Origin of the sequence: Mycobacterium sp., from assembly GCF_049802695.1 — a bacterium.
Taxonomy (GTDB): domain Bacteria; phylum Actinomycetota; class Actinomycetes; order Mycobacteriales; family Mycobacteriaceae; genus Mycobacterium.
In genome coordinates this window covers 1-5,137 of sequence record NZ_JBARMY010000379.1, presented here as the reverse complement: position 1 = coordinate 5,137, position 5,137 = coordinate 1, and the positions used below count along the sequence as shown (strand labels likewise).

4 protein-coding genes and 1 pseudogene are annotated in these 5,137 nt (G+C 66.5%); 1 reads left to right on the top strand and 4 read right to left on the bottom strand.

Annotated elements, in window-relative coordinates:
• A partial coding sequence (locus WA317_RS15605) for a PPE family protein, SVP subgroup (protein ID WP_425173890.1) occupies window positions 1-215 on the top strand: 215 nt, incomplete at its 5' end.
• A gap of 84 nt (window positions 216-299) precedes the next feature.
• Here the strand turns inward: WA317_RS15605 and WA317_RS15600 are convergent.
• From WA317_RS15600 to WA317_RS15585, 4 genes and pseudogenes are all read right to left on the bottom strand, one after another.
• Complete coding sequence (locus WA317_RS15600) at window positions 300-2,792, bottom strand: [protein-PII] uridylyltransferase (RefSeq protein WP_425173889.1); 2,493 nt, start codon at window positions 2,790-2,792, stop codon at window positions 300-302.
• 35 nt (window positions 2,793-2,827) lie between these two features.
• On the bottom strand, window positions 2,828-3,109 hold the full coding sequence (locus tag WA317_RS15595; RefSeq protein WP_425173891.1) for a P-II family nitrogen regulator: 282 nt from the start codon (window positions 3,107-3,109) through the stop codon (window positions 2,828-2,830).
• The gene (locus WA317_RS15590) at window positions 3,018-4,544 is read right to left on the bottom strand and encodes an ammonium transporter (protein ID WP_425173888.1); all 1,527 of its coding nucleotides are present in this window, start codon (window positions 4,542-4,544) and stop codon (window positions 3,018-3,020) included. Before WA317_RS15590 ends, WA317_RS15595 begins: the two co-directional genes overlap by 92 nt.
• 136 nt (window positions 4,545-4,680) lie before the next feature.
• Window positions 4,681-5,137 (bottom strand): annotated as a pseudogene (locus WA317_RS15585) (signal recognition particle-docking protein FtsY); the annotation flags it as partial.

Below are 5,137 nucleotides of genomic sequence, written 5' to 3'. Positions count from 1 at the left end.
TGTCAGTGCCGGCCGGCTGGTCGGGCGCCACCCCGGAGCCGGTTACCCTCGCTGGCAGCGGCTGGACCGCCGGTGCTGAAGGCCCCGCACCGGTGAACGCGGTGCCGGCCGGGATGCCGGCGATGGCCAACGCCGGGCGTGGCGGGTTCGGCTTCGGCGGCCCCCGCTACGGCACCAAGCCCATCGTGATGCCCAAGCCAGTCGGCGTCGGGTAAACCGACACCTCAGGTCAAAACGGGGCCGGTGCCGCGGAGCGTTCCGTCGCACCGGCCGCGTGCTATTGACCGGTCGTCGTTGCGCTAGCTGACCCGGTCTGCGCGGTCTTCGGCCACCGCCGAGTTCAGCACGGCGTACAGATCGCGCTCCACCGCCGCACGGACGTCCGGGGCGGCCTCAGCCGTGGGCAGCACAACGCAGAACACGTCGTCCACCGTCGACCCCAGCGTGGCGACTTTGGCCCAGACGATGTCGGTCCCAGAGCGCTCCAGCGCACCGGTGAGCAACGCCAGCAGGCCCGGCCGGTCAGGGGCGCGGAGCTCCACAATCATGCGTCCGGGCGCGTTGCCGTCGAACCACCGGATACGCGGCGGGGCGGTCGAGGGATTGACCGGCACGCCTTCCTGCATCGTCGACCCGACGGCCGACTCTGCCCGGGCGGCGTCTTGGCCACGCTGCTCAAGCACGCCCAGGACGTCGACATCACCGTCGAGCGCGGTGACGAGCTGCTGGCGCAGCAGCTTCTCAGCTGCGGGCGACCCGAATTGCGGGGACACCATGAAATCGTTGATCACCGCGCCCTTGTGAATGTTCACCGACGCCGAATGCACCCGCAGCGAATTGAGCGCCAGCACCCCCGCGGCCTTCGACAGCAGCCCTCGCTGGTCCGGGGCGATCATCACCGCGTGGTAGAGACGCTTGCCGTTGGCGCGCCGCAGCTGCACATGCACACCATGGTCGGCGGCCAGCGAAAGGTACTCGGGATCAACGGGATCCGCTTGTGGCAACGGCTCGCCGGCCATCGCCAATCGGCACCGGCGCACCAGGTCGCCGACCAGCGACGCCTTCCAATCACTCCATACCCCGGGCCCGGTCGCCAACGAATCGGCCTCGGTCAGCGCATGCAGCACGTCCAGTACCACCGGGTCCCCGCCCAACGCCTTGCAGACAGTGTTGATGGTGTCGGGGTCGTTGAGGTCATGGCGGGTCGCGATCTTCGACAACAACAGGTGCTGGCTCACCAACGTCGAAAGCATCTCGACGTCGGAAGGCCACATACCCAGCCTGGTGCCGATCTGCTTGACCAGCTGAGCCCCGATCAGGCTGTGATCAGTACCGCGGCCTTTCCCGATGTCGTGCAGGAGTGCCGCGAGCACCAGCAGATCCGGTCGTGCCACCCGGGTGGTGAAAACCCTTGCGCGCGCAACCGCTTCGACCAGGTGACGGTCCACTGTCCAGATGTGAATGACGTCGTGGGGCGGAAGGTCTCGGATGGCGCTCCATTCCGGGAAAAGCCGGCCCCACAACCCGGTGCGGTCGAGTGCCTCGATCGTGCGAACAGTGGCCGCACCGGCGGCAAGCAGGACCAGCAGATTCTCCAACGCCTCGCGCGGCCAGGGGGTACGCAACTCCGGCGCGGTGTCGGCCAATCGGCTCAGCGCCGAGGCAGCGATGGGCAGCCCGGTCACCGCAGACGCTGCGGCCACCCGCAATACCAGACCGGGATCGCTTGTCGGCCGGGCATCTCGGGCCAGCGTGATCTCACCGCCTGATTCGACGACGCCCTCGTCGAGCGGTCGGCGCGGTCGCCGCCGTATCGCCGCCATCCCCCGGCGTGGCAATGCGTTCGCAGCGGTCCGCAACCCGGCGTCGACGCGGTAACTGACGGTGCGGGCCACGTCGGACACTGTGCGGGAGAGGTCGTACCGGTCGCCCAAATCCAGGGCGGCGCTGATCTCGTCGGCGTACTGGGCCAGCAATTGGTCATGGCCGCGGCCGGAGACACGGTGAAGCTCGGTGCGCACGTTGAGCAGTATGCGGTAAGCGCTGGTCAGGGACCCGACCAGATTGTCGGCTTCCCCGACGGTCAGGCGATCAGTGAGCTGGGCGACGGCCAGCGCGTCCAGCAGCTGAACGTCGCGCATTCCGCCGCGACCCAGTTTGAGGTCCGGCTCGGCACGGTGGGCGATCTCGCCACTACGGCGCCAACGCGCTTCTGTCTCTTCGACCAGCCCCGCGAACCGTGACGGGATGGTGTTGCGCCACTGCCGGCGCACACCGTCGACGAGCAACGCCGATAGCCTGCCGTCGCCGGCGATGTAGCGTCCCTCCAGCATGGCCAACGCCGCGGACACTTCGGTATCGGCGACCTGCAGGGTCTCGTTGACCGTGCGCACACTGTGGTCGAGACGAATGTTGGCGTCCCACAGCGGATACCACAATTGATCGGCGACCTCACCCACCCTGTCGGCGGGCAGATCGTCGTGCAACAGCAACAGATCCAGGTCGGAATATGGCAGCAACTCACGGCGTCCCAGCGAACCGGTCGCGATGATCGCGAATCCGCTGTCCGCGGTGATACCGATCTGGGCCGCCTTGGCGGTCAACCAGAATTCGTGCAGTTCCTGCCACGCCTCACGCAGCGCGCCCGCTTCCAGCGGATGTTGCGCGCCGTGCAGAAGCTCTTCCCGGGCAGCCGCTAAATCGGTCGCCGGACAGGCGGTCTTGCCTGCGGACTGCGAGTCTGCGGAGTCCGATTGCGAGGGCCCGGATGGATCGGGTCGGCGTTGTCCCATGCCCGTTCGGTCGAATCAGGCGCTCTCGGTGGATCTCATACCGCGTCGGCTCCCCGTTCGCCGGTGCGCACGCGCACAACCGTTTCCACGGAACTGACCCACACCTTGCCGTCGCCGATCTTGCCGGTGCGTGCGGCCCGGACGATGCTGTCGACAACCTTGTCCACCGCGAAGTCGTCGACCAGGACCTCGACCCGCACCTTGGGCACGAAGTCGACCGAATACTCAGCGCCCCGGTAGACCTCGGTGTGCCCCTTCTGTCGACCGTAGCCCTGAACTTCGCTCACCGTCATCCCCAACAGACCCGCCTGCTCCAGGCTCGTCTTGATGTCCTCGAGCGTGAACGGCTTCACGATCGCGGTGATCAGCTTCATATTTTCTTCCCTCCGCCGGGTGTGCTGCTGGAACCGAAACGCCGACTATCCCGAGGTCGTAGCCGCTCTCAGCGTGCTGGGCTTCGTCGATGCCCGCGACTTCTTCCTCCGCGTTAACTCGCAGCCCGATGGTGTACTTCATGACCAGAGCTATGACGAGCGTGCCGATGGCCGAGAACGCGAAGACACTCGACGCGCCGATGGTTTGCCGGATCAGCTGCTCGAAGCCACCACCGTAGAACAACCCGGCCGACGTATGACCCCCGCCCCCGGCGATAGCGGGACTCTGCGGTGCAGCAACAAGTCCCACCAGCAGTGTGCCGACGATTCCGCCGACCAGGTGGACACCGACCACATCCAGCGAGTCGTCGAAGCCGAGCTTGAACTTCAGGCCGACCGCCAAAGCACACAGCACGCCGGCCACGAACCCGATCACCAGTGCGCCCACTACGTTGACCGACGAACACGAGGGTGTGATCGCGACCAGTCCGGCCACGATGCCCGAAGCCGCCCCGAGCGTTGTCGCATGCCCGTCGCGAATGCGCTCGGTAAGTAGCCAGGACAGCATTGCTGCGGCGGTGGCCACTGTGGTGGTGATGAATGTTGTCCCGGCGACCCCGTTGGCGCTGGTGGCCGACCCGGCGTTGAACCCGTACCAGCCGAACCACAGCAGTCCCGCACCCAGCATCACGAACGGCACATTGTGCGGTCGCGTCGGATTGGCCGGCCAGCCTTTGCGCTTACCCAGGACGATACACAGCACCAGACCCGCCACACCGGCATTGATATGGACGGCGGTGCCACCCGCGAAGTCGATGGCGTGCAGTTTGTTGTTGATCCAGCCACCGTGGGCCGCGGTTACTCCGTCACCCGCGAACACCCAGTGCGCGATCGGGAAGTAGACGATGGTGGCCCACAGCCCGGCAAAAATCGTCCAGCTGCCGAACTTCAACCGGTCCGCCACTGCTCCGGAGATCAGTGCCACCGTGATGATGGCGAACATCAGCTGGAACGCCACGAAGACGGTCTGCGGCAGGGTGCCCGCCAGCGCGATGTCGGTCTTCGGGGTGCTGCCGCTGGCGGCGGCACCATTGACTCCGATGAGACCCTTCAGGCCCCAGTACTGGGTCGGGTTACCGGCGACGTTGCCGACGTCGTCACCGAAGGCCAGTGAGTAGCCGTAGAGCACCCACAGCACCGTCACCACGCCCATCGCGATGATGCTCATCATGATCATGTTGAGCACGCTCTTGACGCGGACCATCCCGCCGTAGAAGAACGCCAGTCCCGGCGTCATCAACAGCACCAAGGCCGAACTGGCCAGCATCCAGGCGGTGTCGCCGGTGTCGGGAACACCCATGGTCGGGAATTGATCCACTGCTCTTCACCTCCGGTTGGCGCCACCTCGGCAGCCAGGGGCATGACCGATTGACTTCGACGACAATGCAAAGTCGTTGTTTCGGCATCAGTGCCGGCGTGTTTCGGTGAAGTAACGTCTGTTCTGCGCTGCGAATTCAGCCAAGCAAAGCGTCGACGAACGCGGCCGGCTCGAACGGCGCCAGGTCGTCCGGACCCTCGCCCAGCCCCACCAATTTCACCGGAACGCCGAGTTCCTGCTGCACCCGGAAGACGATGCCGCCCTTGGCCGTTCCGTCCAGCTTGGTCAGCACCGTTCCGGTGATGTCGACCACATCGGCGAATACTCGGGCCTGCGCGAGCCCGTTTTGCCCGATGGTCGCGTCGAGCACCAGCAGCACCTCGTCGACGGCGGCGCGCCGGGTCACCACCCGCTTGACTTTGCCCAGTTCGTCCATCAGGCCGGTCTTGGTGTGCAGCCGTCCGGCGGTGTCGATGACGACGACGTCGGCGCCCGCCGCTATGCCCCTGTCGACGGCGTCGAAGGCCACCGACGCCGGGTCGGCGCCTTCTGCTCCGCGCACCACCTCGGCGCCCACCCGCGACGCCCAGGTT